Origin of the sequence: Micromonospora sp. TSRI0369 (genome assembly GCF_001905625.1) — a bacterium.
GTDB lineage: Bacteria > Actinomycetota > Actinomycetes > Mycobacteriales > Micromonosporaceae > Micromonospora > Micromonospora echinospora_A.
In genome coordinates, this window is the sequence record NZ_LIVU01000006.1 from 284,003 (window position 1) to 310,450 (window position 26,448).

General features: G+C 73.3%; 23 protein-coding genes and 1 pseudogene. 10 read left to right on the top strand and 14 right to left on the bottom strand.

The features are described 5' to 3' along the window. Nucleotides 1–35: 35 nt before the first annotated feature. From infB to rimP, 4 genes and pseudogenes are all read right to left on the bottom strand, one after another. Complete coding sequence (gene infB, locus AMK25_RS22050) at nucleotides 36–3,047, bottom strand: translation initiation factor IF-2 (RefSeq protein ID WP_073830283.1); 3,012 nt, start codon at nucleotides 3,045–3,047, stop codon at nucleotides 36–38. A gap of 93 nt (nucleotides 3,048–3,140) precedes the next feature. Further along, a pseudogene (locus AMK25_RS22055) lies at nucleotides 3,141–3,477 on the bottom strand (YlxR family protein). Nucleotides 3,478–3,492: 15 nt separating this feature from the next. Then, a complete protein-coding gene (gene nusA, locus AMK25_RS22060) occupies nucleotides 3,493–4,536 on the bottom strand; it encodes a transcription termination factor NusA (RefSeq protein ID WP_073830285.1) in 1,044 nt (347 codons plus the stop codon). After that, the gene (gene rimP / locus AMK25_RS22065) at nucleotides 4,533–5,189 is read right to left on the bottom strand and encodes a ribosome maturation factor RimP (RefSeq protein ID WP_073830286.1); all 657 of its coding nucleotides are present in this window, start codon (nucleotides 5,187–5,189) and stop codon (nucleotides 4,533–4,535) included. Before rimP ends, nusA begins: the two co-directional genes overlap by 4 nt. A 206-nt stretch (nucleotides 5,190–5,395) precedes the next feature. On the opposite strand from rimP, the gene AMK25_RS22070 reads away from it, so the two are divergent. The 6 genes from AMK25_RS22070 to AMK25_RS22095 all read left to right on the top strand — a co-directional run bounded on the left by AMK25_RS22070 (nucleotide 5,396) and on the right by AMK25_RS22095 (nucleotide 11,112). After that, nucleotides 5,396–5,902 (top strand): hypothetical protein, encoded by a 507-nt coding sequence (locus AMK25_RS22070; protein ID WP_443189921.1) that lies wholly within the window; start codon nucleotides 5,396–5,398, stop codon nucleotides 5,900–5,902. Nucleotides 5,903–5,955: 53 nt separating this feature from the next. Next, nucleotides 5,956–6,390 (top strand): ferritin-like domain-containing protein, encoded by a 435-nt coding sequence (locus AMK25_RS22075; RefSeq protein WP_073830495.1) that lies wholly within the window; start codon nucleotides 5,956–5,958, stop codon nucleotides 6,388–6,390. 69 nt (nucleotides 6,391–6,459) lie between these two features. After that, entirely contained in the window at nucleotides 6,460–7,041 is a 582-nt protein-coding gene (locus AMK25_RS22080) for a PadR family transcriptional regulator (protein WP_073830288.1), read from the top strand. Between the two features lie 19 nt (nucleotides 7,042–7,060). Then, entirely contained in the window at nucleotides 7,061–7,792 is a 732-nt protein-coding gene (locus AMK25_RS22085) for an ABC transporter ATP-binding protein (protein WP_073830289.1), read from the top strand. Further along, nucleotides 7,789–10,461 carry an FtsX-like permease family protein gene (locus AMK25_RS22090; RefSeq protein ID WP_073830290.1) on the top strand — a complete coding sequence of 891 codons (2,673 nt, stop codon included), beginning with the start codon at nucleotides 7,789–7,791 and terminating at the stop codon, nucleotides 10,459–10,461. The genes AMK25_RS22085 and AMK25_RS22090 overlap by 4 nt, the downstream gene beginning before the upstream one ends. Before the next feature lie 171 nt (nucleotides 10,462–10,632). Next, nucleotides 10,633–11,112, top strand: a complete 480-nt coding sequence (locus tag AMK25_RS22095; protein WP_073830291.1) for a nitroreductase family deazaflavin-dependent oxidoreductase — start codon at nucleotides 10,633–10,635, stop codon at nucleotides 11,110–11,112. A gap of 20 nt (nucleotides 11,113–11,132) precedes the next feature. On the opposite strand, the gene AMK25_RS22100 is transcribed toward AMK25_RS22095, so the two are convergent. Continuing rightward, nucleotides 11,133–11,378 (bottom strand): type II toxin-antitoxin system RelE/ParE family toxin, encoded by a 246-nt coding sequence (locus AMK25_RS22100; protein WP_073830496.1) that lies wholly within the window; start codon nucleotides 11,376–11,378, stop codon nucleotides 11,133–11,135. Between the two features lie 32 nt (nucleotides 11,379–11,410). Next, nucleotides 11,411–11,680: a type II toxin-antitoxin system prevent-host-death family antitoxin gene (locus tag AMK25_RS22105; protein WP_026268006.1), complete on the bottom strand. Its 270-nt coding sequence runs from the start codon at nucleotides 11,678–11,680 to the stop codon at nucleotides 11,411–11,413. Nucleotides 11,681–11,739: 59 nt separating this feature from the next. Here AMK25_RS22105 and AMK25_RS22110 point away from each other — a divergent pair, with 59 nt between their 5' ends. After that, complete coding sequence (locus AMK25_RS22110; RefSeq protein ID WP_073830292.1) at nucleotides 11,740–12,468, top strand: hypothetical protein; 729 nt, start codon at nucleotides 11,740–11,742, stop codon at nucleotides 12,466–12,468. A gap of 19 nt (nucleotides 12,469–12,487) precedes the next feature. On the opposite strand, the gene AMK25_RS22115 is transcribed toward AMK25_RS22110, so the two are convergent. Together AMK25_RS22115 and map are read right to left on the bottom strand one after the other, a co-directional pair. Beyond that, nucleotides 12,488–13,204 (bottom strand): VIT1/CCC1 transporter family protein, encoded by a 717-nt coding sequence (locus tag AMK25_RS22115; RefSeq protein ID WP_073830293.1) that lies wholly within the window; start codon nucleotides 13,202–13,204, stop codon nucleotides 12,488–12,490. After that, nucleotides 13,201–14,058 carry a type I methionyl aminopeptidase gene (gene map, locus AMK25_RS22120; protein ID WP_073830294.1) on the bottom strand — a complete coding sequence of 286 codons (858 nt, stop codon included), beginning with the start codon at nucleotides 14,056–14,058 and terminating at the stop codon, nucleotides 13,201–13,203. The genes AMK25_RS22115 and map overlap by 4 nt, the downstream gene beginning before the upstream one ends. A 64-nt stretch (nucleotides 14,059–14,122) precedes the next feature. Here map and AMK25_RS22125 point away from each other — a divergent pair, with 64 nt between their 5' ends. Both AMK25_RS22125 and AMK25_RS22130 read left to right on the top strand, forming a co-directional pair. Further along, nucleotides 14,123–14,467, top strand: coding sequence for an STAS domain-containing protein (locus tag AMK25_RS22125; protein WP_073830295.1), 345 nt, complete (start codon nucleotides 14,123–14,125; stop codon nucleotides 14,465–14,467). Nucleotides 14,468–14,841: 374 nt separating this feature from the next. Then, complete coding sequence (locus tag AMK25_RS22130; RefSeq protein WP_073830296.1) at nucleotides 14,842–15,465, top strand: DUF4352 domain-containing protein; 624 nt, start codon at nucleotides 14,842–14,844, stop codon at nucleotides 15,463–15,465. A gap of 105 nt (nucleotides 15,466–15,570) precedes the next feature. On the opposite strand, the gene AMK25_RS22135 is transcribed toward AMK25_RS22130, so the two are convergent. From AMK25_RS22135 to AMK25_RS22160, 6 genes are all read right to left on the bottom strand, one after another. Next, the gene (locus tag AMK25_RS22135; protein ID WP_143194778.1) at nucleotides 15,571–16,704 is read right to left on the bottom strand and encodes an FUSC family protein; all 1,134 of its coding nucleotides are present in this window, start codon (nucleotides 16,702–16,704) and stop codon (nucleotides 15,571–15,573) included. 168 nt (nucleotides 16,705–16,872) lie between these two features. Next, nucleotides 16,873–20,541: a SpoIIE family protein phosphatase gene (locus tag AMK25_RS22140; protein WP_073830298.1), complete on the bottom strand. Its 3,669-nt coding sequence runs from the start codon at nucleotides 20,539–20,541 to the stop codon at nucleotides 16,873–16,875. 207 nt (nucleotides 20,542–20,748) lie between these two features. Further along, nucleotides 20,749–21,468: a gamma-glutamyl-gamma-aminobutyrate hydrolase family protein gene (locus AMK25_RS22145; protein WP_073830299.1), complete on the bottom strand. Its 720-nt coding sequence runs from the start codon at nucleotides 21,466–21,468 to the stop codon at nucleotides 20,749–20,751. Further along, nucleotides 21,465–22,232 carry a 3-oxoacyl-ACP reductase gene (locus AMK25_RS22150; RefSeq protein WP_073830497.1) on the bottom strand — a complete coding sequence of 256 codons (768 nt, stop codon included), beginning with the start codon at nucleotides 22,230–22,232 and terminating at the stop codon, nucleotides 21,465–21,467. Before AMK25_RS22150 ends, AMK25_RS22145 begins: the two co-directional genes overlap by 4 nt. A gap of 5 nt (nucleotides 22,233–22,237) precedes the next feature. After that, on the bottom strand, nucleotides 22,238–23,593 hold the full coding sequence (locus AMK25_RS22155) for an aldehyde dehydrogenase family protein (protein ID WP_073830300.1): 1,356 nt from the start codon (nucleotides 23,591–23,593) through the stop codon (nucleotides 22,238–22,240). 201 nt (nucleotides 23,594–23,794) lie between these two features. Continuing rightward, nucleotides 23,795–25,159 carry a glutamine synthetase family protein gene (locus tag AMK25_RS22160; protein WP_073830301.1) on the bottom strand — a complete coding sequence of 455 codons (1,365 nt, stop codon included), beginning with the start codon at nucleotides 25,157–25,159 and terminating at the stop codon, nucleotides 23,795–23,797. A gap of 86 nt (nucleotides 25,160–25,245) precedes the next feature. Between AMK25_RS22160 and AMK25_RS22165 the strand changes: the two genes are divergently transcribed. After that, nucleotides 25,246–26,424 carry a PQQ-dependent sugar dehydrogenase gene (locus tag AMK25_RS22165; protein WP_073830302.1) on the top strand — a complete coding sequence of 393 codons (1,179 nt, stop codon included), beginning with the start codon at nucleotides 25,246–25,248 and terminating at the stop codon, nucleotides 26,422–26,424. Nucleotides 26,425–26,448: the final 24 nt, after the last annotated feature.

A 26,448-nucleotide genomic window follows, 5' to 3' on the forward strand; every position in this document is an offset into this window, starting at 1 on the left:
AGGCCCCGGCCGCCGACCGGTCGTACGCGTGGTTCTCAGGCGCGCGGCTTCTCGCGCATCTCGAACGTCTCGATGACGTCGCCGACCTGGACGTTGTTGTAGCCGCCCAGCGTCAGACCACACTCGAAGCCCTCGCGGACCTCGGTCGCGTCGTCCTTGAACCGCTTCAAGGAGCTGATCGTGAGGTTGTCCGCCACGACCGCCCCGTCCCGCAGCAGCCGCGCCTTGGCGTTGCGGCGGATGAGGCCGGACCGGACGATACAGCCGGAGATGTTGCCGATCTTGGACGAGCGGAAGACGTCGCGGATCTCCGCGGTGCCCAGCTCGACCTCCTCGTACTCCGGCTTGAGCAGACCCTTGAGCGCGGCGTCGATCTCCTCGATGGCCTGGTAGATCACGGTGTAGTACCGGATCTCCACGCCCTCGCGGTCGGCCATCTCGCGGACCTTGTTCGAGGCCCGCACGTTGAAGCCGATGATCGTGACCGCCTCGGACGAGGCGCTCGCGAGCATGACGTCGCTCTCGGTGATCGCACCCACGCCCCGGTGGATGATCCGAAGCTGGACCTCCTCCGGGATGTCCAGGTTGAACAGCGCGTCCTCGAGCGCCTCCACCGAACCGGAGACGTCGCCCTTGAGCACCAGGTTGAGCGAGGTCTTCTCGCCCTCCTTGAGCTGCTCCATGAGCGTCTCGAGAGTGGCCCGGCCACGGGAGTTGGCGAACGAAGCCGCCCGCCTCCGCGCCTGCCGCTGCTCGGCGATCTGCCGCACGGTGCGGTCGTCCTCGGCGGCCAGGAAGGTGTCACCCGCACCCGGCACCGTGGTCAGACCCAGCACCATGACCGGACGCGCCGGACCGGCCGAATCGACCGGCTTGCCGTTCTCGTCCAGCATGGCCCGCACGCGGCCGTGCGCCCCACCGGCGACGATCGAGTCACCGGCACGCAGGGTGCCCTTCTGCACCAGCACGGTCGCCACCGCGCCACGGCCCTTGTCCAGGTGCGCCTCGATCGCGACACCCTGCGCCGGCCCGTCGATCGGAGCGGTCAGCTCCAGCGACGCGTCGGCGGTCAGCAGCACGGCCTCGAGCAGTTCCTCGATGCCGATGCCGGGCTTGGCCGCCACGTTGACGAACATGGTGTCGCCGCCGTACTCCTCGGCGACCAGGCCGTACTCGGTCAGCTGCTGGCGGACCTTGTCCGGGTTCGCCTCGGGCTTGTCGACCTTGTTGACCGCGACCACGATCGGCACGTCCGCCGCCTTGGCGTGGTTGAGCGCCTCGATGGTCTGCGGCATCACGCCGTCGTCCGCCGCGACCACCAGGATCACGATGTCCGTGACCTGGGCACCACGGGCACGCATGGCGGTGAACGCCTCGTGACCCGGGGTGTCGATGAACGTCACCGCGCGGTCCTCGCCCTCGTGCGGGACGTGGACCTGGTAGGCGCCGATGTGCTGGGTGATGCCACCCGCCTCGCCGGCCACCACGTTCGCCTTGCGGATCGCGTCGAGCAGCTTGGTCTTACCGTGGTCGACGTGACCCATGACGGTCACCACCGGCGCACGGCTGACCAGGCGGTCCTCCGCGACCTCGGCGTCGAGGTCGATGTTGAACTGCGCGAGCAGCTCGCGGTCCTCGTCCTCCGGGCTGACGATCTGCACGTCGAAGCCGAGGTGCTCACCCAGCAGCTGCAGGGTCTCGTCGGAGCACGACTGGGTAGCCGTCACCATCTCGCCCAGGTTGAACATCTCCTGGACCAGCGAACCCGGGTTGGCGTTGATCTTGTCGGCGAAGTCCGACAGCGAGGCGCCACGGGACAACCGGACGACCTGACCCTGACCGCGGGGCGCGCCCGAGGACATGGTCGGGGCCGACAGGTTGTCGAACTCCTGTCTGCGCTGCTTCTTGGACTTGCGACCGCGGGTCGGCCGACCGCCCGGACGCCCGAAGGCACCCGCCGCGCCACCGCCACGGCCACGGCCGCCGCCGCCGGGACGGCCACCGCCGACCGGACCACCCGGACGGAAACCACCGCCGGGAGCGCCGCCACCGCCGCCACCACCACCGGGACCGCCACGGTAGCCACCGCCACCGCCGCCACCACCGGGACCGCCACGGTAGCCACCGCCACCGCCGCCACCACCGGGACCGCCACGGAAGCCACCGCCACCGCCGCCACCACCGGGACGACCGGCGCCACCGCCGGGTCCACCACGACCGCCACCGGGGCCGCCGGGACGGCCGGTGGTCGGGCGCTGGCTCGGCATGGAGGCCGGGCTCGGCCGCGGCGGCATCGACGCCGGGCTGGGCCGCGGCGGCATGCCGGCCGGGCTGGGACGGGGACCGCCCCCACCGGCGGCCGGAGGCCGCTGCTGGCCACCCTGGATGCCGAACGGGTTGTTACCGGCGCCACGCGCCGGCGGACGACCGCCGGGTCGGGCACCGGGGCCCTGGCCCTGGCCCGGCCCGCTGGGACGCGCGGCCGGGGAACCCGGACGCGGCGGCATGGCGTTCGGGCCGGGACGCGGGCCGGGACGGGGACCGCCCTCGGCCGGAGGCTCCCGGCGTACGGTCTCGCGCTGCTGCTGGCGGGCGGCCTGGGCGGCCTTGACCGCGGCCTCCTGCTCAGCCTTGAGCGCGGCGGCACGCGCTTCGGCGGCCGCCACTTCGATGTCGTGCGCGCTCGCCGGCTTGGCGACCGGGGTCGCCGGCTGCGGCGGGCCGGGGACCGGGCCCTTGGGCTTCGGTCCAGGGGTCGGCGCGGCCGGACGCCGGGGCGGCGTCGGCCTGGCCGAGACCCGGGGGGCACCCGGGGTCGGGGTGGGCGTCGGGGTCGGCGCCGGGCCGCTGGGCGCGGCAGCCGGCGGGCCGGCAGGCGCCGACGAACCGGCTACGAAGGCGCTACGCAGACGTCGGGCGACAGGCGCCTCGACGGTGCTGGATGCGGACTTCACGAACTCGCCCATCTCCTTGAGCTTGGCGAGAACGGTCTTGCTTTCGACCCCGAGCTCTTTGGCAAGCTCGTGTACGCGGGCCTTTCCTGCCACTGCACTCCTCACTCCGAGGTCGTGCGGGCAGCACCCGCAGCGACCTCACTCGTGCACTTGAAGCCTGGTCATTTCAGGGACTTCATCGTGTGCTCATGTCGGTCGTCCTACCTTGCTAGCGACCCGCGGCCGGTCGGGTTTGACCGGTCGTCGGGGGTTGCGCGTCGACGTGCTCCGCAAGCGCACCGTGGTCAGGAACCCCGGTGAGGCGCAGTGCCCGCCCGAAGGCGCGACGCCGCACCGCCTGCGCGAAGCAGGCCGGATCAGGATGCATGTTCGCTCCCCGACCCGGCAGTGTGCGGGCCGGATCGGGCCTGAGGCTGGTGCGACCAGTCTCGTCGCCGATCGCGACGATCCGCAACAACTCGCTGGCCGACGCCCGTTTCCGGCAGCCCACACAGGTGCGCTCCGGCAGCGCGCGTCGTGCCACTGAGAAAGTCTACCCCTAGCTGCTCGAGATCGCTCCGCCCGGCTCCGGGACGTGATCAGCTCCGCCCCGTCCCTGCGGCGCGACGGTCTCCGCGTCGGACCGGATGTCGATGCGCCAACCGGTCAGCCGGGCAGCCAGGCGGGCGTTCTGCCCCTCCCGGCCGATCGCGAGCGAGAGCTGGAAGTCGGGAACCGTCACCCGGGCGGTACGGGTGGCCAGGTCGACCACCTCGACCCGCAGCGCCTTGGCCGGCGACAACGCGTTGCCGACGAACGTCGCCGGGTCGTCCGACCAGTCGATGATGTCGATCTTCTCGCCGTGCAGCTCGCTCATCACCGCGCGGACCCGCTGCCCCATCGGGCCGATGCAGGCGCCCTTGGCGTTGACGCCCGGCGTGGTCGAGCGGACCGCGATCTTCGTACGGTGACCTGCCTCACGGGCGATCGCGCCGATCTCCACGGTGCCGTCGGCGATCTCCGGCACCTCGAGCGCGAACAGCTTCTTCACCAGCCCGGGGTGCGAGCGGGACAGCGTGATCTGCGGGCCGCGCATGCCCTTGGCGACGTGCACCACCACGCAGCGGATCCGCTCGCCGTGCTCGTACCGCTCGCCGGGGACCTGCTCGGACTGCGGCAGGACGCCCTCCAGCTTGCCCAGGTCGACGCTGACGATGCCCTTCTCCCGGCGGGTCTCGTGCGCCTGCACCACGCCGGTGACCAGGTCGCCGTCGCGGCCCACGTACTCACCGAAGTGCACCTCGTCGGTGGCCTCCCGCAGCCGCTGGAGGATCACCTGCTTGGCGGTCATGGCGGCGATCCGCCCGAAGTCGTGCGGGGTGTCGTCCCACTCCCGGGTGACGGTGCCGTCGGCGTCGAGTTCCTGCGCGAAGACCGAGGCGGCCCCGCTCTTGCGGTCGATCTCCACCCGGGCGTGCGACTCGGCGCCTTCGGTGTGCCGGTAGGCGGTCAGCAGCGCGGTCTCGATCGCCGCGAGGATCGTGTCGAACGGGATCTCCCGCTCGCGCTCCAGGGCGCGCAGCGCCGCGAGGTCGATGTTCACCTCTCCTCGTCCTCCAGATCTTCGTCGTCGTCGGTGTCGGTGTCGTCGCCGAGGTCCTCGTCGGCCAGGTCGTCCAGGCGGTTGAACTCCACCTGGACCCGGCCGGGCCCGAGTTCGGCGTACGGGTGTGCGGCGGCGCCGGCGTCGGTCTCCAGCTCCACGCGCTCGTCGTCGGCGGCCGTGATCCGGCCGGTGAGCTGGCGGTCCCCGGCGTCGCCGCGGACGGTCACCTTGACCAACCGTCCGACGTTGCGCCGCCAGTGCCGGGGCAGGGTGAGCGGGCGGTCCACGCCGGGCGAGCTGACCTCCAGCTGGTACTCGCCGGCCACGATGTCGCCGCCGGACTCCTCCGCCGCGTCCAGCGCCGCCGACACCGCGCGGGAGACGTCCGCCACGGCGTCCAGGTTGATCCCGCCGTCGGCGTCCACGATCACCCGGACCACGTGCCGGCGCCCGGCGCGGGAGACGGAGAGGTCCTCCAGGTCGTAGCCGGCCGCGTTGACGACCGGTTCGATCACCTCGCGCAGCCGGTTGCGGCGCGCGTTCAGATCGCCGCGGGGCGCGGCGCTGCGGTCCGCGCCGCGGGGGCCGTCGGACCGGCGGGGCCGCCCGGCGGGCCCCGTCGACCGGGTGGCACGGCCACGCTGCGTCATTCCGCGCACCTCTCCTGCTGTTGCCACGACCCGCGGGCCGTGTTGTCCCGGGCCGGTGCGAGCGGTCGGCCCGCCATACCGGCACGCCACCGGGGCGTCCGCGCCCGGTGGTTGCGCAGAGCGTAACGCTAACGGCCGCCGACCGACCCGGCGGCGCACCGAGACCCTGCCCCATGAGGCGGCACGGATGGTGTTGACTCTGTCAGGTGGGGACCGGCAGAACACCATCCGACCAGGTCAGAGCGGGGCATTCCCGGCGCTGGCTGCTGCGCGCCGGAGGGCTCGTGGCGCTCGGCGGCGCGACCGCGCCGCTGACCGGTTGTGATCTTTTCGACCGCGACGACGAGCCACCGGCGCCGGACGCGCTGGAGCCGCTGGCCGCCGAGGCGCTGGCGCTGGAGGCCCGCTACCGGGCCGCCGCCACCGCCGACCCGGCCCTCGCCGGGCGGCTCACCCCGATCGCCGACGCGCACAAGGCGCACGCCGAGGAGCTACGGCGGGTCATCGGCCGGCCGGCTCCCTCCGGCGCCCCGGCGACCGGCGCCCCGGCGACCGGCGGCGCCCCCGACGCGGTGCTCACCGAACTGCGTCAGGCCGAGCAGGAGGGCCGGACCAACGCGGCGAAGGCCTGCGCCGAGGCGCCGGCCGAGCGGGCCGCGCTGCTCGGCTCGATCGCCGCCGCCCGGGCGACCCACGTGGAGGCGCTGAAGTGAACGAACGCACCGAGCGCAGCGAGGGCCGTGAGGGCACGCCCGGTCGGCGCAGCGTGAACCCGACCAGCAGTCCCCGTCCGGGCCAGGCGCTCGCCGCCGAGTACGCGGCGATCTGGGCGTACGGGGTGATCGGCGTGCACCTCACCGGCGCGGCGCGGACGGCGGCCCGGGCCGCCGAGGCGGCTCACCGGTCCCGCCGGGACGCGCTGCTGCTGCAACTCGCCGAGGGCTCCGGGCAGGTCCCCGCGGACCGGGCCGGCTACGCGCTGCCCTATCCGGTCACCGACCGGGAGGGTGCGCTGCGGCTGGCGGTGGAGATCGAGGAGCGGACCGCCGGGCACTGGCGGGCCGCGCTCGCGCACACCGGCGGCGCGGAGCGGAACACGGCGCTCGCCGCGCTCACCGACTGCGCGCTGCGGGCCACCCGCTGGCGGCGGACGGCGGGCGTGACCCCGCTCACCGTTCCCTTCCCGGGACGCCCGGCCTGAGCGCGGCGCCGGTCACCCGGCGGAACCCTCCGGTTGCGCAGCGCATACCAGGTATGCATACTCCAGGCCATGTCCATCCGTCACGGCCTGCTCGCCCTGCTCGAACGCGGCCAGATGTACGGCTATCAGCTCCGTGCCGCGTTCGAGGAGTCCACCGGGTCGACCTGGCCGCTGAACATCGGGCAGGTCTACACCACGCTGGCCCGGCTGGAACGCGACGGCCTGGTGCGCCCGCTGCCGGAGAACGAGAGCGGGCAGCGGCCGTACGAGATCACCGACGCCGGACGGGCGGACCTGGCGATGTGGTTCGCCACCCCGATCAGCCGCGCCGACCGGCCCCGCGACGAGCTGTCGATCAAGCTGGCGCTGGCGCTGACCACGCCGGGCGTCGACGTGCAGGCGGTGGTGCAGACCCAGCGCACCGCCACCATGCGCGCGCTGCAGGAATTCACCCGGTTGAAGTACACGAGCGACAAGCCGGAGGATCTACCCTGGCGGCTGGTGCTGGACGCGATGATTTTCCAGACCGAGGCCGAGGTGCGGTGGCTCGACCACTGCGAGACCAGCCTGGTCCGGCACCGCCCGGCGCCGCTCCGGGCGGTCGACCACCCCGAGGCGGTGGACCGGGCCGGCGACGAAGCCCGCCGGTGACCCGGCACGGGAGGCGCTGATGAACCCGACCGACGGGGTGCTGGACCTGCAGGACGTACGCCGGATCCACGGCGCCGGCGAGGCGGCGGTGCACGCGCTGCGGGGCGTGAGCCTGACCGTCCGGGCCGGTGAGCTGGTGGCGGTGATGGGCCCCTCCGGGTCCGGCAAGTCCACGTTGCTGGCACTGGCCGGCGGCCTGGACCGGCCCACCAGCGGCGAGGTGGTGGTCGAGGGCGAGGCGCTCGGCGGACTGTCCGCACGCGAGCTGGCCCGGCTGCGCCGCCGCCGGATCGGGTACGTCTTCCAGGACCTGAACCTGCTCGGCAGCCTGACCGCCGTGGAGAACGTGGCGCTGCCGCTGGAACTGGACGGCACCGGCGTACGGGCGGCCCGCCAGCTCGCCCTGACGGCGCTGCGCGAGGTGGACGTGGCCGAGCTGGCCGACCGCTTTCCGGACCAGATGTCCGGCGGTCAGCAGCAGCGGGTGGCGATCGCCCGGGCGCTCGTGGGCGAACGCCGGCTGGTCCTCGCCGACGAGCCGACCGGCGCGCTCGACTCCCAGTCGGGCGAGGCGGTGCTGCACCTGCTGCGCCGCCGGGTGGACGCCGGCGCGGCCGGGGTGCTGGTCACCCACGAGGCCCGGCACGCCGGCTGGGCGGACCGTGTGGTCTTCCTCCGCGACGGGGTGATGGTCGACTCGACCGCCCCGCTGATCGGCGTGGAGCACCTGCTCAGCGGCAGCGGCCGGTGATCGGCGGCCGCCTCGCCGCCGCACGCGGATCGTGGCGGACGGCGCTGCGGATCGCCCAGCGGGAGGCCCGGCGCTCGCGTCGGCGCACGCTACTGGTGCTGGTGATGATCGCGCTGCCGGTGTTCGGGCTGAGCTTCGCCGCGGTCAGCTACGACATGGGGGACCTCACCCGGGCCGAGCGCATCGACCGTCGCCTCGGCGGCGCCGACGTGGCGTTGCAGTGGGAGAGCCTGACGCCGGTGAAACAGGACGCCTGGGGCGAGACGGCCTGGCCGGTCCAGGGCGAATGGGTCGGCCGGAGCCGTCCCCCCACCGCCGAGGAGGTACGCGCGCTGCTGCCCGAGGGCAGCCGGCTGACCCGGGCCCGGTGGTGGCTGACGTTCTCGACACGGATCGACAGGCGCGTCGAGTCGTTCGACGCGCGCGCCGTCGATCTGACCGACCCGCTCGCCCGGCCGCTGGCCCGGGTCCGTGACGGCCGGCCGCCGGTACGCCCCGACGAGATCGCGGTCAGCCCGGCGGCGCTGAGCCGGCTGGACACCCGCGTCGGCGACCCGGTCCGCACCACCGACGGCGCCACGTACCGGGTGGTCGGGGTGGTCGAGTACCCGGACAACCTCCGCGAGGTGGTCACGCTGGCCGGGGTGGTCCCGGAGGTGCCGTACGGCAGCGACACCTGGCTGGTGGATCTCCCCGGTCCGCTGGACCGTGCGCTCGTCGACCGGCTGAACGGGCAGGGCGTCCAGGTCGTCTCCCGCGATCCGCTGCCCGGCCGTGAGGAGCTTCCCCACGGCATGTCGGTGCCCGACGCGGAGGAGGCCGGCACGGTGGGCCTGATCGGCGGGCTGGGCCTGCTGGAGGTGGTGCTGCTGGTCGGGCCGGCCTTCGCGGTGAGCGTCCGCCGCCGGCGGCGGGACCTCGCGCTGGTCGCGGTGGCCGGCGGCGACGCCGCCCACCTGCGCCGGATCGTGCTCGCCGACGGGGTGGTGCTCGGCGCCGGCGGCGCCGCCCTCGGTCTGGTGCTCGGCATCGGCGCCGCGTTCGCCGGCCGTCCGCTGGTCGAGCAGTACCTGCTCGGGGAGCGGCTCGGGGCGTACCGGATCTTCCCGGCCGCGCTCGTGGCGATCGCCGCGACGGCGGTGCTGGCCGGGGTCCTGGCGGCGGTCGCGCCGGCCTGGACGGCGGCCCGGCAGGACGTGGTGACCGGCCTGGCCGGCCGGCGGGACGCGACCCGGCCGCGCCGCCGCTGGCTGCTGCTCGGGGCGTCGCTCACCGTCGCCGGGACCGCCGTCGCCGCGTTCGCCGCGGGCCGCACCTCGCAGACCGGTGTGCTGGCCGGCGTCGCCCTGGGCGAACTGGGGCTGGTGTTCTGCACTCCGGCGCTCGTCGGCGCGCTGGGCCGGGCCGGACGGCTGCTGCCGCTGACGCCACGGCTCGCGCTGCGCGACGCCAGCCGCAACCGCTCGTCGGCCGCCCCGGCCATCTCGGCGGTGATGGCCGCGGTCGCCGGCAGCGTCGCCCTCGGCGTCTACGTGGCAAGCGACGACACCCGCGCGCGGGAGCTCTGGCAACCCGGCCTGCCGCCGGGGAACGTGCTGCTCGTCCCATCCGGTGACACCCCGGCGGACCCGCCGTCGGCCGACGCGGTCGCGGCCCGGGCCCGCACGGTCCTGCCCGACGCCACGGTGGCGCCCGTCGCCGTGCCCGGCTGCGCCGGCCCCTCCGACAAGGAGGACTGCGCTCCGTCCGCGATCATTCCGCCCGAGCATCGCTGCCCCTACGAGGAGTCGGACCCGGACCGCGCCTCGGCCCGCGACGATCCCCGCTGCGCGTCCTACCAGGAGCCGGTCGACGTGTACCTGCCGACGCTGGTGGACGACGGCGCGGCGCTGCCCGCGCTCACCGGTGCGCCCGCCGACGAGCTGGCCGCCGCGCGCCGGACGCTCGCCGCCGGAGGCGTGGTGGTCACCGACCCCCGCCGGGTGGTGGACGGGCAGGCCCGGATGGAGGTCAACTACGGCTCCGGCAGCGCGCCGACCGGGCGCTTCCTGCCCGCGTACCTGCTGCGCGGCGGTCTCCCGGTGGACCGGCTGGTGCTCTCCCCCGCCGCCGCGAAGGCGCTCGGCCTGACCGCCGTACCGCTCGGCTACCTGCTGGACACCGCCGCCTCGCCGACCGACCGGCAGATCGAGCTGCTGACCGACGAGCTGTACGACATCATCCCCATGTCGGCGCAGGTGGCGACCGCCGACCCGCCGTCGGACCAGCGCCCGATGCTGCTCCTGCTGGCCGTCGCCTCGGGAGTGATCACGCTCGGCGCCGCCGCGGTCGCCACCGGCCTCGCCGCCGCGGAGGGCCGCCGGGACCTGTCCACGCTCGCGGCGGTCGGCGCCGATCCCCGGGTACGCCGCCTGCTGTCGCTCTGTCAGGCCGGGGTCATCGCGGTACTCGGCTCGGCGCTGGGAATCGTCGCCGGGCTCGGCTCCGCCGCGGTCGTCCTGGCGGCGCTCAACCAGCGGTACGCGGACTCCTGGCCGGCGCAGCCGCCGTACCCGGTGACGGTGCCCGGCGTGACGCTCGCCGTGCTGGTGGTGGTGCCGCTGGTGGCGATGGGCGGCGCGGCCCTGTTCACCCGGTCCCGCCTGCCGATCGAACGCCGCCTCGACTGAGGTGGCCTCCCGGCCATGATCCACTTTCCCGGCCATGATCGACACCACTTCGCCGTAGTGGCGGCATCGCGGCGGGGTGGATGCCACCACTTCGGGGAAATGGAGTCGACCTTGGGGGGACTGACCGTCCGAGGGGGTGACGGGGCGCGGTGTGGGCGGCACACTTGTCGGATGTCCGCCCTGGGAACCCTCACCCGCCGTCTCGGTCACCAGCGTTGGTTCGGCGCCACCATGCGCCTGCTCGTCCCGGCCGACCGGCTGGTCGGCCGGATGACGAAGGGGCGCGTGGTCGCCTTCGGGCTCGTGCCCACACTGGTGCTCACCTCCACCGGCCGCCGCTCCGGCAAGCCCCGCAGCAACCCCCTGGTGTACGTGCCCGACGGCGACGCCTACGTGGTGATCGGCTCGAACTGGGGGCAGCAGCACCAGCCGTCCTGGACGTTCAACCTGCTGGCCGACCCGGCCGCCGAGGTGGACGTCAAGGGACGCCGGATCCCGGTCACCGCCGTGCAGGTCACCGGCGAGGACCGGGAACGGCTGTTCCAGCGGCTGGTGCAGGAGTGGCCCGCGTACCGCACGTACGTCGAGCGGGCCGGTGGCCGCGAGATCCGCGTGTTCCGGCTGGTCCCGAACGTCGAATCGGCCACCTGAGGCGCGCTCGCCACGCTCCGCTAGAGCACGTCGTAGACGTCGCTACGGTGACCGAGGTGCACCACCAACACGATTAGTTCCTCGTCGCGGACGGTGTACACCACGCGGTAGGAGCCGACGCGGATACGTAGGAGGCCCGGATGCCCGGCGAGCGCTTTGACACCGGCGGGCCGTGGTTCAGCCGCGAGAGCGGCGATCGCGTCGACGAGACGAGCCTGCACCGGCCGGTCGAGCTTGCGGAGGAGCTTGGCGGCGGCGCGCTCAATCGTGACCGTGTAGCTGGACGGGGTAAGCCCGCTCACAGACCCAGCTCTTTCCGTAGGTCAGTGAGAGAGACCGGCGCCTCGCCCGCGTCCAGACGGGCAAGGGCGGCTCGCGCGGCCTCGACGTCGATCGCATCCTCGGCGCGTTCGATCGCCTCGGCGAGGTCCGCCGGGACAATGGCAGCCAGCCGCTGCCCGCGACGAGTGACGTAGGTGATGCGGCCGGCGTAGTGAGCGCGTGAGACGACATCCGCGAGATTCTCGCGAGCGTCGGAGATCGGAAGCTCGGCAGCGGGCTCGGTCATGCATGAAGCGTACAGCCCGTACGAGTCGTACAACTGACGTTGCGGAATGGAGGTGGACCGTGGCTGTCGACGTGAATGCCGAGCGGCGTCTGGACGACCCGCGGTGGCAGGTGGCCGAGCGCGTCGGTGACGCTGTCCTGCGGCGGTTCCCGGCCGACGTGCTGGCGGTCGCCGTACACGGTCCGCTCGCGCACGGCGACGACGACGGCGGCGGTGACCGCGAGGTCGGGTTGCTCGTCGTCACGTACCGGCACGGCGCCGGGCCGCCACCGGCCACCCGGCGGGTGGACGGGGTGCTCGTCGACCTCACAGTGGCCGGGGCGGACGACTACCTGCGCCGGGCGACGACGATCACGTCCCGCTGGCCACTTGTCGCAGACCGGTACGTCACCACCCGCGCCCTGCACGATCCGACCGGCTGGCTGCCGAAGCTGCGCGACGAGCACCTGGCGCGGCTGGCGCGGGCCCGGCCGGCGGAGTTCACCGGCGCCGCGCGGCAGGCGTGGTACCGGGGCAGCGCGGCGCACGCCCGGGCGTTGCGGCTGGCCGAGTGGTACGAGACGGATCAGGCGCTGCTCATGCTCGGCGAGGCGCGGCTGGCCGCGGCGACAGTCCAGGGGCTGTTCAGCCGCACCTACTTCCGCGACCCGGGGGACGCGGTGCGGCGTACCGGGCTGGCCGGCGCGGACATGACCGAGGTGGGCGCGGCGCTGACCCGCCAGGCCGAGGAACTGGCCGCGAGGGGCCGGCCGGTCGACGGCACGATCGACGACCTGCTGTCCGGCTGACGGCCGGGCTGGTTCAGCCTCAGCCGATGCCGCCGCCGACGCCGATCAGCGCGCCGATCAGGTAGGTGGCGCCAGCCGCCAGCCCGCCGAGCAGCAACTGCCGCAGGCCGCTGGTCCACCAGGGCCGGTAGGTGAACCGGGCCACGATCGCGCCGGCCACGAAGAGCCCCACGCCGCCCACGGCGAGCGCCAACCAGAGGCTGGTGAAGCCGAGCAGGTACGGCAGCAGCGGCACCAGCGCCCCGATGGAGAAGCAGACGAACGACGAGATCGCGGCGGCCCACGGGCTGGGCTGGTCGTCGGGGTCGACGCCGAGCTCCTCCCGTACGTGCACCCGCAGCGCCTCCTCAGGGTTGGCGCGTACCGCCTCGGCGACCTGCGTCGCCAGCTCCCGGGGCAGTCCACGGGCGACCCAGGCGTCGGCCAGCTCCCGGGCCTCGGCCTCCGGGTGGCGTTCCAGCTCGCGCCGCTCCTTGGCCACCTCGGCGGCGACCTGCTCGTTCGCGGACCGGACGCTCGTGTACTCGCCGAGGCCCATCGAGATGGCGCCGGCCACCAGGCCGGCCGTGCCGGTGAGCACGATGCTGCGCGGGGACACCCCGCCGCCGCCCACACCGGCGATCAGTGCGATGTTGGTGACCAGTCCGTCCATCGCGCCGAAGACGGCCGGACGCAGCCAGCCGCCGGAGACGTCCGCGTGGTGCGCCTCGCGCAGGGCCGCCGGGGTGTCGGTCACGGCAGCGTCAGGATCTCGTAGCCGTCGTCGGTCACGACGATGGTGTGCTCGAACTGCGCCGTCCACCTGCGGTCCTTGGTGACCACGGTCCAGCCGTCGTCCCACATGTCGTACTGGTAGGTGCCGAGCGTGATCATCGGCTCGACGGTGAACGTCATGCCGGGCTCCATCACGTCGGTGGGACGCGGGCTGTCGTAGTGCGGCACGTAGAGGCCACTGTGGAACGCCTCGCCGATGCCGTGCCCGGTGAAGTCGCGGACCACTCCGTAGCCGAAGCGCTTCGCGTACGACTCGATCACCCGGCCGATGACGTTGATCTGCCGGCCCGGGGCGATGGCCTTGATGCCGCGCATCATCGCCGTGTGGGTCCGCTCGACCAGCAGGCGGGCCTCCTCGCTGACCTCGCCCACGCAGAACGTCGCGTCGGTGTCGCCGTGCACGCCGTTCAGGAACGCGGTGACGTCGACGTTGATGATGTCGCCGTCCTGGAGCACTGTGGTGTCGGGGATGCCGTGGCAGATCACCTCGTTGAGGCTGGTGCAGCACGACTTCGGGAAGCCCCGGTAGCCGAGCGTCGACGGGTACGCGCCGTGGTCGCAGAGGAACTCGTGCACCACCCTGTCGATCTCGTCGGTGGTCACCCCGGGCTTGCAGTGCTCACCGGCGAGCTGGGTGGCCTGGGCGGCGAGACGCCCCGCCACGCGCATCTTTTCGATCGTCTCCGGCGTCTGCACGTGCGAGCCGCGCCACTCCTGCGGACGCTTCTTACCCACGTACTCCGGGCGCGGGATGTGGGCGGGAACCGCTCGCCACGGGGAGAGCGTGCCGGGGGTCAGCGGCGCACGGACGGTCATGACCCAAGCCTATCGCCGGGGGCGGTGTGCCCCCCGCCACAGCCCTGCCCGGCAGGTTGTTGCCGTGCCACAAACGCTGTGCCATTGTTGCTCCGTGGATCAAGGGGGCGCGGCGCCCGTCTTCTCCGTGACGACGCAGGTCGACGGCGATCAACTGCGCGTCCAGGTGACCGGCGAGGTCGACATGGCGACCGCCGACACGATGTTCCAGACTGCGCTCCGCGAGCCCGCCAAGCAGCTCACACTCGACCTGCGGGCGGTCACCTTCTTCGACTCGGCCGCCATCCACGCGGTGGTCCGGCTCGCCCAGCGGTTCCCGAACGCGCTCACCGTGCTGCCGTCCCCGCAGGTCCGGCGCGTGCTGGACATCTCCGGCCTGGGCGACCAGGACTGGCTCGCCCAGCCCTGACGGCGCGGAACCTGTCCGGATTCCGGAGGCGTGCTCGCCCGTTCCGGCCATTCCCGTACGACTGCGGTGGAATTCTCGCGGCCGTCGAGGTCACGGTGCGCGAACTGTTCGGGTGAACGCGGTCGGGCACCGGACAGTGAACGATCTATGCGGGCCAAGGGCTATGTGGCAGCGTCGGTGATCGCCTCCGCGGGGCGCGGGGGCAGATTTCCTGGGAGCGCATCACCATGACCGCACCGCATAACCCTGGCTCGTACCCGCCACCGCCCGGTCCCCCGGGCTCCTATCCCCCGCCACCGCCCGGTCCCCCTGGTGCGTATCCGCCACCGCCCGGTCAGCCCGGCTTCGGACCGCCGCCGAAGAAGAAGTGGCTCATGCCGGTGCTCATCGGTGTCGCCGTCGTGGTGGTGTTCTGCTGCGGTGGACCGGCCCTGCTCGCCCTGACCGGCGACGACAAGAGCCCCGGCACGGCCGGCAGCAGCGCTCCCGTCGCCCCCGCCGCTGACGGCGCCGGGCTGGCCCCGACGTCCGCTCCCACCTCGGCTGCCGCACCGCCGCCGGTCAAGAGCGAGAAGCCCGCCGACGCGCCGAAGATCTACCGGATCGGCGACACGGTACGCGGTGGTGACTTCGAATTCACCGCACACAGCATGAAGTGCGGCATCGCCAAGGTCGGCAGTGACTTCCTCAACAAGAAGGCGCAGCGCAGCTTCTGCCGGGTCGTCCTGACCGCCAAGAACGTCACCAAGAAGGCGAAGCTGTTCCACGCCGACGGCACCGTCAGCGCGCGCGACGGAAGCGGCCGGGAGTACGAGGCCGACGGTGAGGCGGCGATCTACGGCAACGAGGACGGCGAGGGCTTCCTCGACGAGATCAACCCGGGGAACGCCGTGAAGGCAAACGTCTACTTCGACGTACCAAAGGGAACGAAGCTGGTGAAGCTGGTGTTCGACGCCGGGCTCTTCACCCTCGCCGAGGACGCGGAGGTCACGCTCTGACCGCCACACCGGCCTGACCTGGACGACGCCTCCTGTGCCGGAGCATGTCCAAGGCCCAGTTCCCGGTTGAGAGCTGGGCCTTGGACCGACTCGGTTGTCCTCCGGCTAGGAGGCCTCTCCCATCCCGGGCGGCATGCCCGGCCCCGGTTCCGGCTGCCCGCGATCCGACGCGGGGTGCCACTCTCCCGTCTCCCCCGCGGTGTCCGGGGCGAGCTCACGACGCAGCGACTCGGCGTCGCGCTTACGCACCCCGCTCGCCCGGATCGTGTTCACCGCGATGATGGTGAGTTCGTTCGCCACGTTGATGCCGCTGACGCGCAGGCCGCTGCGCAACGCCTCCTGGGCCAGGCGGAGGGCCGACATCGCGGCCCGCTGGGAGCGGGAGGGGCGGCTGGCGGACGGGGACCAGCCCGTAGCGACGGTGCGCGCGGCGTCGGCCAGGCACCGCGCGGCCTCGGCGAGCGAGGGCGGAACGGGCTCGTCGTCCCGGATCGCGCGTTCGAGGTTGAGCGCGACGTCGCGGCTGTGCAGCAGGGACCGGATCATGAGGATGGCGCCGTGCCGCCATCCCTGCAGCGCGCTCTGGTTGTGCCACCGTAACGGCGAGATGCGGACGACCTCGTCGGCGGCCGACATCGCGGTCTCCACCTCCGAGGTGTCGAGCCGGCGCAGCCTGTCGAGAACCTGACGGGCCATCTCGGCGTCCCGGGCCAGGGCCGCGTCGGCGAGGCGGTCCAGCTCGACGGACATCTGGTTGAGCAGGGGCCGGCCGGCCCGCCGGATCCGGTGGATCGGGTGCAGGGGCAGCACCACGACCGCGACCAGGATGCCGACCACCCCGCCGACGACGCCGTCGAGGAAGCGGGGCAGCGCGATGTCGGTCCGGGCCGGGAAGAGCACGGCGATCACCAACGCGCTGCCGCCGACCTGGGTGACGAACGCCCCCTCGTCGCTGAGCAGGACGGCGACGAGGATCGCGGCGGCGACGATGACGCCGATCTGTACGTATCCCTGCCCGACCCAGGAGACCAGCAGGTCGCCCAGCGCGATGCCCACCGCCACGCCGGCGATCAGCAGCAGCGTACGGCGGAAGCGCTGGCTCACCGAGCTGGCGATGGTGCCGACCGCGACGGCGGGCGCGAACAGCGGTTGCGGGTTGTGGATCAGATCCTTCGCGACCCACCACGCGACTGCGGCGGCCACCCCGCACTGGACCGCCACGAGCAGGCTCAACCGCACCCGCCGCAGCCGATCCCGCACGGTGGCCCGGCCGGTCCGGCGAATCGCCGTCTACGCCGCACCTACCGGGTCGTTCCCGCTGCCGCGGGAAGGACGGAACGACTCACGCCCCATGAGGCGATACTAGTAATTTTGACCTATTTGATCCGCTTTACGCGACAACAGCCCTCAGTCCCGGTCGGCCAGCCTGCGGCGCAGCGTCAACTCGGTGCCCGCCTCGGTACGGGTCACGTTCATCTCCCCCAGCGCCTGGATCAGCGCCAGCCCGCGCCCCCGGAAGCTCGACCCGCTCGACTCCCGCCAGCGCCCGGTGTCCCGGACGGTCGCGGTGACCGTACGGTCGGCGATCGTCACCTCGACCTCGATGGTCGGGTCGACCGGGTCGACCGGGTGCTCTATGGCGTTCGCCGCCGCCTCGGAGACCGCCACGGTCAGGTCGAACAGGTCGGTCTCGCCGACCTGGTGGGCGACGAGGAAGTCCTCCAGCCGCTTGCGCAGCACGCTGAGCCGGGTCGGATCGGCGGGCAGTCGCAGCGCGAACCGGTTCAGCTCGGTCGCCTCCAGCGCGAGTACGGCCACGTCGTCGTGCCGGGAGCGCTCGGTGACCCGCGCCATGACGGCGTCGACCAGGTCCGCCACGTGCTGGGCGCGGGCCGTCGCGTCCGCCCGCAACTGGCCCAGCCCGGCGTCGATGCCCGCGGACCGGTCCTCGATCAGGCCGTCGGTGTAGAGCAGAAGGCGGTTGCCCGGGGCGAGTTCCCCCTCGGCGGCCGGGTAGACGGTGCCGGGGATCGCTCCGATCGGTGGTCCGAGGGCCCGATCGTGCAGGAACGCCACGTCGTCTCCTCGGATCAGCAGGGGTGAGGGATGACCCGCGCTGGCGTACCGGATGCGGCCGGTGCGCGGGGAGAAGCCGAGGCAGACGACGGTGGCGAAGGAGCCGCTGCCGGCGGAGTGGACCAGCCGGTTGAGGCGGGTCAGCGCCTCGCCCGGGTCGTAGCCCTCCAGGACGTACGCCCGCAGCGCGTTGCGGAGCTGACCCATCGAGGCGGCGGCCCGCACGCCCTTGCCCACCACGTCGCCGATGACCAGCACCAGGTCGTCGTCGGCGGTGGCCATCACGTCGTACCAGTCGCCGCCGACCTCCACGTCGGCGCTGCCGGGAAGGTAGCGGCTGGCCACCACCGCGCCGGGCAGCTGCGGCAGCGTACGCGGCAGCAGGCTGTGCTGGAGCGTGGTGGCGATGTGGTGCTCGGCCTCGTAGAGCTGGGCGTTCTCCAGCCGTACGCCGACGAGCCGGGCCAGTTCGGTCAGCGCCGCCTGCTCGGTGCCGCCGCCCTCGCGCCGCCACACCAGCAGCTCGCCGAGCTGCTCGCCGGACGTGCCGGTGAGCGGCAGCGCCACCGACGGGTCGGCGGGCAGGTCGCCGCCGGCGTCCTCCTCGTGGCGGGCCCCGGTGGTCGTGACGCGGACCCGTCCGGCTTCGGCCAGGCGCAGCGCGTGCCGGGCGGCCACCCGTACCACGTCGGCGGTGGACCGGGCGGTGTTGATCTCCACGGCGGCGTCGGCGAGCGCCCGCAGCCGGCGGATGATCTGCCCGCGCAACTGTCCCAGCTCGACGTTGGCCCGGACCCGGGCCACCAGTTCCTGGCTGGAGAAGGGCTTGGTCAGGTAGTCGTCGGCGCCCGCGGACAGGCCGGCGACCTCCTCGGCGGCGCCGGCCCGGGCGGAGAGCAGCACGATCGGCACGTACCTGGTGGCTGGTTTGGCGCGCAGCGCGGCGACCAGCCCGAAGCCGTCCAGCCGGGGCATCATCACGTCCGTCAGCACCAGGTCGAACGGGGTCTCGACGGCCAGCCGCAGCGCCTCCGCGCCGTCCGGCACGGCCACCACCTCGTACGCCGGGGAGAGCAGCCGGACGACGTGCTCGCGCAGGTCGGCGTTGTCGTCGGCGAACAGGATCCGGCCCGCGCCGCCCGGCGTGCCGTTCGGCTCGGGCAACCCGACGGGCCGGGCCACCTCGTCGGTCCAGAGCGCCGTCTCGGCGACGTAGAGGCGGGCCTGCTCCGGCTCGGTCAGCGGCACCGGCGAGAGGGCGGACACCCGGTCGGCGGGCAGGTGCGCGTACCCGAACGGCATGGTCACGGTGAACGTGGTGCCCCGGTCGACGACGCTGTGCGCGGTGACAGTGCCGCCCTGCATCTCGACCAGCTCGCGGACCAGGGCCAGGCCGATGCCGGTGCCCTCATGGGTACGCGAGCGGGCGCCGGCGACCCGGTGGAACCGCTCGAAGACCTGCGGCAGCTCCTCCGGCGCGATGCCGACGCCGGTGTCGCTCACCTCCAGGACGGCGGCGCCGTCGGCGGCACGCGTCCGGACCCGGATCTCGCCGTCGAAGGTGAACTTGAGCGCGTTCGACACCAGGTTGAGGACGATCTTCTCCCACATGTCCCGGTCGACGTAGACCGGCGCGGGCAGCGGCGGGCAGTCCACCACCAGGTCCAGGCCGGCCCGCTCGGTGGCCGAGCGGAACGTGCTGGCCAGCCGGGAGGTGTAGTCGGACAGGTCGGTGGGCTGGTAGCGGGCGGCCAGCCGGCCGGACTCCAGCCGGGAGAAGTCGAGCACCGTGTTGACCAGCTTGAGCAGGCGCAGCCCGTTGCGGTGCATGACGGTCAGCCGGTCGAGGTACCGCCCGGGCAGCTCCCGGTCCGCGAGCAACTCCTCCAGCGGTCCGAGGACCAGCGTCAACGGGGTACGGAACTCGTGGCTGACGTTGGCGAAGAAGTTGGTCTTGGCGCGGTCGAGCGCGGCCAGCTCGGCGGCGCGGGCGCGTTCCTGCTCGTACGCCCGCTGCTTGCCCACGCCCCGGCTGACCTGCGCGGCGACCAGGTCGACGAAGTCGCGGTAGTCCTCGGTGAACGGCAGCCGGCGGGACACGCCGAGCAGCAGCACGCCGGCCGGCTCGTTGGTGGCGGTCAGCGGCAGCAGGAGCGCCTGGCCGGCGGCGTCCGGCGGCACCGCGCCGGGCAGTTCGGCGGTGGCGATCCAGCGCGGCTCGGTGAGCGGCCCGTCGTCGGGCAGTCCGGGCGGCGGGCCGGCGACGGTGGCCGGGTCCACACCCGAACAGCCGGCCGGCACCAGCGACCCGCCCTCACCCTGGAACCACAGCGCGCTGAACGGCACGTCGGCGCGGTGGGCGTCGAGCACCCGGGTGACCGCCCGCCCCAGTTCCAGCATGTCCGGCACGTCACCCAGCTCGTTGCCCAGCTCGGCGAGGGCGCGCAGCCGGCGCTCGCCGAGCACCCGCCCGGTGGTCTCGTTGACGAAGCAGAAGATCCCGCTGACGGTGCCGTCGACGTCGCGGATCGGGTCGTACGAGACGTCGAAGTAGACGTCCTCCAGGAAACCGTGCCGGTTCAGCACGAAGGGGTGGTTCTCACCCCGGTAGGGCACACCCGTGCGGCGCACCCCGTCCAGCAGCGGGCCGAGCACGTCCCAGGTCTCCGCCCAGTACCGCCGCGCGGACTGGCCGATCACGGCCGGGTGCTTCTCGCCGATCGTCGGCCGGTAGGCGTCGTTGTAGAAGGCGAGGTGTTCCTCGCCCCAGAAGATGACGATCTGGGCGCGGGACGACAGCATCGTGCTGACCGCGTGGGAGAACGCGGCGGGCCAGCGCTCCGGGCTGCCGAGGGAGGTCGTGGACCAGTCGAAGCCGTGCAGCCGCTCGCCCATCTCGCCGCCCGCGGCGAACGCCGCGGACAGCAGCGGCGACAGTGAAGCCTCGCCGGCCGCCGGGGACGAACGACTGTCGCCCCCGCCCCCCTGGGCCGAGCTCATGCAGCCTCCCGCTCCGGCCATGATCACGACGGTCGGCGCTGTCACGCCGACCGTCCCCGCCTACTACCCCGACGGTCGAGCAACGTAACGCACCCGCACCGTTCGACGCTGGTTACCTCCGCCTCATCCTGGCGTAACAGACGTGCCGGGGCGACTCGGGCGGTCCCACCGGGGGCGACGAGGGCCGGCGATCCAGCTTTTCCCCACCTATGAAACGCCGGTGTGTGATCTGGCCGACATCGCGGCCCGGACCAGCGCGGCCACCGGCCGCGGGTCCGGCTCGTTCTCCGGATGCCACTGCACCCCGAGCACGAAGCGCCGCGCCGGATCCTCCACCGCCTCGATCACCCCGTCGTCGGCCCAGCCGGTGACCGCCAGGCCGCCGGGGTCGGCCACCGCCTGATGGTGGTACGAGTTGACCCGGTCCACCCCGGCCATCACCCGCCCGGCCAGGCTGTCCGCGGCGAAGCGCACCGGATGCGACCCGTACACGCCCGGCGCGGGCCGGTGCCCGTCGTGCCCGACCACGTCCGGCAGGTGCTGGTGCAGCAGGCCGCCGTACGCCACGGCGAGCAGTTGCATCCCCCGGCACACGCCCAGCACCGGCAGGTCGGCGGCGAGCGCGGCGGCCAGCAGCGTCGTCTCCCCGGCGTCGCGCTCCGGCCGGCTCTCGGTACGCGGGTCCGGCGGCTGGCCGTACCGCTCCGGGCCGACGTCCGCGCCGCCGGCCAGCAGCAGCCCGTCCAGCAGCCCCAGCACGTCCGCGTCGGCGTCGTCGGGCGGCAGCACCACGGCCCGGCCGCCCGCCGCGGTGACCGACCGGACGTACGCGTGCGGCACGAGCGTCGCCGGCACGTCCCGCCACACCGCCCAGCCGGCCGGCTCGACGTACGCGGTGATGCCGATGACCGGCCGTCGCCCGTTCACAGTGGTGTCACGTACGCGCCGGTGATGCCGCCGTCGACGACGAACTGCGCGGCGGTCATGAACGAGGCGTCGTCGCTGGCCAGGAACGCCACCGCGGCGGCGATCTCGGTCGGGTCGCCGAACCGGCCCATCGGCACGTGCACCAGCCGCCGGGCGGCCCGCTCCGGGTCCTTGGCGAACAGTTCCAGCAGCAGCGGCGTGGCCACCGGCCCGGGGCACAGCGCGTTGACCCGGATGCCCTCGCGGGCGAACTGCACGCCCAACTCCCGGGTCATCGCCAGCACCCCGCCCTTGCTCGCCGTGTACGCGATCTGCGACGTCGCCGCGCCCATCAGCGCCACGAACGAGGCGGTGTTGATGATCGAGCCCTTGCCCTGCCGGCGCATGTGCGGGATGACGTACTTGCAGCACAGGTAGACGCTCGTGGTGTTGACCCGCAGCACCCGTTCCCAGGCGTCCAGGCCGGTCTCCAGGATGGAGTCGTCGTCCGGCGGCGAGATGCCGGCGTTGTGGAACGACACGTCCACCCGGCCGTGCCGCTGCACCACCCCGTCGAACAGGTCGCGGACCGCCGCCTCGTCGGCCACGTCGGCGGCCACGAAGTCCCCGTCCACCTCCTGCGCGGCCCGGGTGCCGGCGTCGGCGTCGATGTCCACACACACCACGCGCGCGCCCTCGGCGGCGAAGCGCCGCACGGTGGCCAGCCCGATGCCGCTGCCCGCGCCGGTCACCACCGCCACCCGGTCGGAAAGCCGTCCCTGCACTGTGATCACTCCTCGGTGCCGATGAACACGTTCTTGACGTCGGTGAAGGCGTGCAGCGCGTCCGGACCCAGCTCCCGGCCCAGGCCGGAACGCTTCATCCCGCCGAACGGGGTCCAGTAGCGCACCGAGGAGTGCGAGTTGACGCTGAGGTTGCCGGCCTCGACAGCGCGGGCCACCCGCACCGCGCGCCCGACGTCCCGGGTCCAGATCGAGCCGGAGAGGCCGTACTCGGTGTCGTTGGCGAGCCGGATCGCGTCCGCCTCGTCGTCGAACGGCAGCACCGAGACGACCGGGCCGAAGACCTCCTCCCGCCAGTGCCGATCGGCCGGGGAGCCGGCGAGCAGCACCGTCGGGGCGTACCAGAAGCCGGGGCCGCCGGGACAGGAGCCGGTGAAGGCGACGTCCGCGCCGTCGACGTACCCGGCGACCCGGTCCCGGTGCGCGGCGGAGATCAGCGGGCCCATCTCGGCCGTGTCCAGGGCCGGGTCCTCCACCCGCACCGCCCGTACGGCCGGTTCGAGCAGTTCCAGGAACCTGTCGTACACCTGGCGCTGGACCAGGATCCGGGAGCGGGCGCAGCAGTCCTGGCCGGCGTTGTCGAAGACCGCGTACGGCGCGGTCGCAGCCGCCTTCTCCAGGTCCGCGTCGGCGAACACGATGTTCGCCGACTTGCCGCCCAGCTCCAGCGTCACCCGCTTCACCTGGGCCGCGCAGCCGGCCATGATCCGGGTGCCGACCTCGGTCGAGCCGGTGAAGCAGATCTTGCGGACCGCCGGGTGGGTGACGAACCGCTCTCCGACCACGCTGCCCCGACCGGGCAGCACTGTGAACACGCCGTCGGGCAGACCGGCGTCGCGGGCCAGCTCGGCCAGGCGTAGCGCGGTCAGCGGGGTCAGCTCGGCCGGTTTCAGCACCACCGTGTTGCCGGCGGCGAGCGCCGGGGCGAATCCCCAGCCGGCGATCGGCATCGGGAAGTTCCACGGCACGATCACGCCGACCACGCCCAGCGGCTCGTGGAACGTGACGTCGAGCCCGCCGGGCACCGGGATCTGGTGCCCGGTCAGCCGTTCCGGCGCGCCCGCGTAGTAGTCGAGCACGTCGCGGACGTTGCCCGCCTCCCACCGCGCGTTGCCGATGGTGTGCCCGGCGTTGCGCACCTCCAGCAGAGCCAGCTCCTCCAGGTGCGCGTCGACCTGGGCCGCGAACCGCCGCAGCAGCCGCCCCCGATCCCCCGGCGCCACCCGCCGCCACCGGTCGTACGCCGTCGCGGCCCGCCCGATCGCCGCGTCCACGTCCGCCACGGACGCGGACGCCACCTCGCCCAGCGTCTCCCCGTCAACCGGCGAGATCACCTCGCCCACGCCCGCCCCCACTCTCCACGTGCCGGTCTGCTGGTCGGATCGGCCTTTTCCGGCGTGTCGCGACCCGGGAGACAGGCTCCTGTGAAGCGATATACCTGAGAGTCATAATTATGACTCTCAGGTATATCGCTCTGACCTGATTGTTCTTTTGCCGCCGTTACGCACCGCAACCAGCGGTGCGGCCCGAACCGGCCCGCGGAGTCAGAGGCGTTCGAAGCCACGGGTCAGCTCCCAGTCCGTCACCGCGGCGTCGAAGGCGGTCAGCTCGACCTTCGCCTGGTTGGCGTAGTGAGCGGCCACCTCGTCGCCGAACGCCGTCCGGGCCACCTCGGAGCGCTGCCACAGGTCCAGCGCGTCACGCAGCGTGGTTGGCACCCGCTCGGCGTCCGGGTCGTCGTACGCGTTGCCGGTGCACTCGTCCGCCAGCTCCAGCTCGTTCTCGATGCCGTGCACCGCCCCGGCCACCAGCGCGGCGATCGCCAGGTACGGGTTGACGTCGGCCCCCGGCACCCGGTTCTCCACCCGCATCCCCTGCCCGTGCCCGACCAGCCGCAGCGCGCACGTGCGGTTGTCGGTGCCCCAGCGCAACGCGGTCGGCGCGAACGAGCCGGGCTGGTAGCGCTTGTAGGAGTTGATGTTCGGCGCGAAGAACAGGCTGAACTCGCGCATGGTGGCGAGCAGCCCGGCCAGCACCCGCTGCCCGGTGACGCTCAGGTGCGCCGGCCCGTCCCCCAGCATCGCCGACGAGCCGGAGGCGTCGCGCAGCGAGAAGTGGATGTGGCAGGAGTTGCCCTCCCGCTCGTTCGGCTTCGCCATGAACGTGATCGCCATGCCCTCCTGGGCGGCGATCTCCTTCGCGCCGTTCTTGTAGATGACGTGGTGGTCGGCGCAGCGCACCGCCTCGTCGTACCGGAAGGCGATCTCGTGCTGCCCGAGGTTGCACTCGCCCTTCGCGCTCTCCGGGGTGAGCCCGGCACCCGCCATTTCGGTGCGGATGCGGCGCAGCAGCGGCTCGACCCGGGCGGTGCCGAGCAGCGAGTAGTCCACGTTGTACTGGTTGGCCGGGGTCAGATCGCGGTAGCCGCGCCGCCACGCCTCCTCGTACGAGTCGCGGTAGAGCACGAACTCCAGCTCGGTGCCGGCGTACGCGGTCAGCCCGTGCGCGGCCAGCCGGTCGAGCTGCTTGCGCAGGATCTGCCGGGGCGAGGCGACCACCGGGCCGGAGCCGTCCAGCCACTCCAGGTCGGCCAGCAGCAGCGCGGAGCCGGGCTGCCAGGGCGTCCGGCGCAGCGTGTCCAGGTCGGGGCGCATGGCGAAGTCGCCGTAGCCGCGTTCCCAGCTCGACATCGCGTACCCGTCGACTGTGTTCATGTCGACGTCCACGGCAAGCAGGTAGTTGCAGCCCTCGCTGCCGTTGGCGACCACCTGGTCAAGGAAGTAGGGCGCGTGGAACCGCTTGCCCTGCAGTCGGCCCTGCATGTCGGTGAGGGCGAGCACCACCGTGTCGATCTCACCCTCGGAGACGGCGACCCGCAACTGTTCCAGCGAGAGCGGCGTTTGCTTCATCAGGGGCCTCCATCACCAAGGTCTACTGGCAAACCGGATCACCGTCAATGCCCCGGCGGGGGCGGGTGCGAAACCGAGGAGAGCACATGCGCCGTCGTACCGTCGCGGTCGTCGCCGCCGTCCTCGCGCTCGTGCTCGCAGCCACCGACGCGCACGCCGACCGCAGTCCCGCCGACCGGCGACCCGCCGCCGGCCCGGACCGGCCGGCGATCGCCGACACGCGACCGCGTCCGGTCACGCTCGACCTGCGCGGCTTCGACGGGCGCACCGGCTGGTCCGGCTACGACCTGAGCCGCCCCCAGGTCGCCGCCACCGGGCTGGAGGCACCGTGGGGGCTGGACTTCCTGCCCGACGGCAGCGCCCTGGTCGCGCAGCGGGACCGGGGCACGATCCTGCGGGTACGCCCCGGCCGCCCGGCCCGCCAGGTGGCGCGGATCGCCGACGTGGTCGCCGGTGGGGAGACGGGCCTGCTCGGGCTGGCGATCTCCCCCACGTACCGCCGGGACCGGTGGGTCTACGCCGCCTACACCACCGCCACCGACCTGCGGATCGTCCGGTTCCGCCTCGGCTCGTCCCGCGCGCCGCGGGTGCTGGTCAGCGGCATCGCCCGCAGCTCGGTGCACGCCGGCGGGCGGATCGCGTTCGGCCCCGACGGCATGCTCTACGCCGGGATCGGCGACGCCGGGGTGGCCGCCCGCGCGCAGGACCTGACCAGCCGAAACGGCAAGATCCTGCGGATCCGCCCGGACGGCCGGGCACCAGCGGACAACCCGTTCCCCGGCTCGCTCGTCTACAGCTACGGCCACCGCAACGTGCAGGGCCTCGCCTGGGACCGGCACGGCCGGCTCTTCGCCACCGAGTTCGGGCAGAGCACCTGGGACGAGGTGAACCGGATCGTGCCCGGCGGCAATTACGGCTGGCCGATCGTCGAGGGCGTCGCCGGTGACCCCCGGTTCCGCGACCCGGTCGTCGTCTGGCCGCCCGCCCAGGCGTCCCCGAGCGGCGCCGCGTTCACCAGAGGCACGCTCTACGTCGCCGCGCTGCGCGGCGCCCGGCTCTGGGCGGTGCCCGTCGACGCCGCCGGCCGCGTCGGCGTACCGGTGGCGGAGCTGGCCGGCACGTACGGCCGCCTGCGTACCGTCGAGGTGGCGCCCGACGGCGCGCTCTGGGTCGCGACGAGCAACCGCGACGGCCGCGGCACCCCGGCGGCCGGCGACGACCGCATCCTCCGCTACCCGCTCACCCACCGCCGCCCCACGGTCTGACCCCTGGGGTACGCGGACAGCCCA